Below are 2,235 nucleotides of genomic sequence, written 5' to 3' on the forward strand. Positions count from 1 at the left end.
TCGTCGTCGTCGATCAGGCGGTGGTGATCTCGCCGGTTTCGAGGTCGATGATCTCGGTGGCCTGGTTTTGCTCCGCCCTGGCGGCAGAGCGCCGACGCCCGGCCGACTGCTTCAGCCGATAGCTGTCGCCGTTCATGGTCAGGATGCTGACGTGATGGGTGAGCCGGTCGAGCAGCGCACCGGTGAGCCGCTCGCTGCCCAGCACCTGGGTCCAGTCCTCGAACGGCAGGTTGGAGGTGACGATCGTGGAGCCACGCTCGTACCTTTGGGAGAACACTTCGAACAGCAGCTCGGCACCCGTGGGCGACAGCGGTACATAGCCAAGCTCGTCGATGATCAGTAGCTTCACCGCCGCAAGGTCGCGCTGCATCTTCAGCAGGCGGCGTTCGTCGCGCGCTTCCAGCAGCTGGCTGACCAGCGCGGCCGCGGTCGTGAACGTCACGGTAAAGCCCTTCTGGCAGGCGGCCAAGCCGAGGGCGAGCGCGACATGCGTCTTGCCAGTGCCGCTGTTGCCAAGCGCAATGATGTTCTCGCGCCGCAGGACATACTCACAACGGGCAAGCTCCAGAACGAGCATCTTGTTGAGGCTCGGGATGGCGGCAAACTCGAACGTGTCGAAGCTCTTCACCGCCGGGAACCGTGCCGCCCGGATACGCCGCTCGATCGTGCGCCGTTCGCGATCGATCAGCTCGAGTTCGATGAGCCGCAGCAGGTAGCGCGGATGGTCCGTGCCGTCGCGCGCGCACTCGCGGGCGACCTTATCATACTCGCGCAGCACGGTGGGCAGCTTCAGCTGCTTGAGGTGATGCGCCAGCAGCACCTGCGGTGTGCCGCTCATCGTGCCGACCGGCATCGTATCGGGTGCGCCGCTCATGCCGCCAGCACCGCATAATCGGCGGCCGAGGTCGTCTTCACCGCCGTTCGCGGCAGGTGCGGATACGCCGCCAGATCGAGCCGGGCTGGTCGCCGCTCGATGCGCGCCAGCGCGATCAGCTTGATCGCATCGAACCCGACAGCGCCGATCTGGATCGCATGGGTCACCGCGCCCGTGACGATGTCGAGCGGCAGCGCCTCCAGCAGGCGCAGCACCTGGATAAACTCGCGCTTGCCCCGGTTGCCCATCCGCGCTTCGAGCAGGTGTCGCAGGTGCTGGAACACGTCCGGCAACGCCCAGTCTTGCAACGCTGCGGCCTGATCGAGCGCACCCGGCTTGGTCTCGATCAGCGCCAGATAGTGGAGCGGGTCGGCGACGAACACGCCCTCGCCATAGCACCGCTGGTGGCGAGCGATCTCCTTGCCGCCGCACAGGATCACGACCTCGTCCACGAAGCCCTTCACCACCACGTCCTGGAAGCCGTAAGCAGTCGGCACCGAGTAGTCGTTGGTCCGATAGCGCACGAGCGCCATCGACGAGACCCGTGCCGCGCGCTTCTCGCAGGGCTCCAACGGCACCGCCGGCAGCGGTCGCAGCGCTGCGTGATCGGCCACCAGCCGCTCGCCGATCGTCTCGGCATGGCGGCCGGCATGATCGCGATGCCGGGCGCGGCAGCGCTCTTCCAGCACGGCGTTCAGATCGTCGAAGCTGGCGGCGTGCGGGACCGGCACCATGAAGTTGGCGCGTGAGAACTTGACCAGCCCTTCGACCTTGCCCTTGTCGTTGCCCTTGGCCGGCCGGGCGAAGCGATCGCGGAACAGGTAATGGCTGCACAGTTCGGTGAAGGCGCGCGTGCGTTCGCGCTTCCCGTCGCCCAAGATCTTCGCCACCGCGATCGTCGTGTTGTCGTACAGGATCGATAGCGGCACGCCGCCGAAGAACGCGAACGCCGACACATGCCCGTCGAGGAACGCTTCGGTGGTCTCGCGTGGATAGGCCTTAACAAAGCAGGCATCCGACTGCGGCAGGTCCATGCACAGGAAGTGGATCTTCTGGCGCACCCCGCCGATCACGCCGACCGCCTCGCCAAAATCCACCTGCGCATGACCCGGCGGGTGTGCCAGCGGAACGAACGTCTCGCGCCCGCGCGCCCGGCAAAGCCGGACATGATCCTTCACCACGGTATATCCGCCGGCAAAGCCATGCTCGTCGCGCAGCCGTTCGAAGATCCGCTTGGCCGTATGCCGCTGCTTCACAGGCGCTGCGTGGTCCGCTGCCAGGATCGCATCGATCACCGGCAGCAGCGGCCCCAGCTTCGGCTTCGCCGCCGGCTCCTTGCGCGTATATCCCGGTGGCAGCGA

General features: G+C 66.4%; 2 protein-coding genes. Both read right to left on the bottom strand.

All coding sequences use genetic code 11. The annotated features are described in order from the left end of the window. Positions 1–13 precede the first annotated feature (13 nt). Positions 14–838, bottom strand: coding sequence for an IS21-like element helper ATPase IstB (gene istB, locus L8K25_RS22500; protein ID WP_347341178.1), 825 nt, complete (start codon positions 836–838; stop codon positions 14–16). Between the two features lie 32 nt (positions 839–870). Continuing rightward, positions 871–2,235 (bottom strand): IS21 family transposase (istA, locus tag L8K25_RS22505; RefSeq protein WP_242141255.1); only part of this gene is annotated, 1,365 nt, incomplete at its 5' end.

The organism is Sphingomonas sp. TREG-RG-20F-R18-01, assembly GCF_022662475.1.
Classification (GTDB): Bacteria; Pseudomonadota; Alphaproteobacteria; order Sphingomonadales; family Sphingomonadaceae; genus Sphingomonas.

Bases quoted from the DNA above. Each gene is read 5' to 3' on its own strand.
- istB (WP_347341178.1), bottom strand. From the start codon at position 838: ATGAGCGGCACACCGCAGGTGCTGCTGGCGCATCACCTCAAGCAGCTG.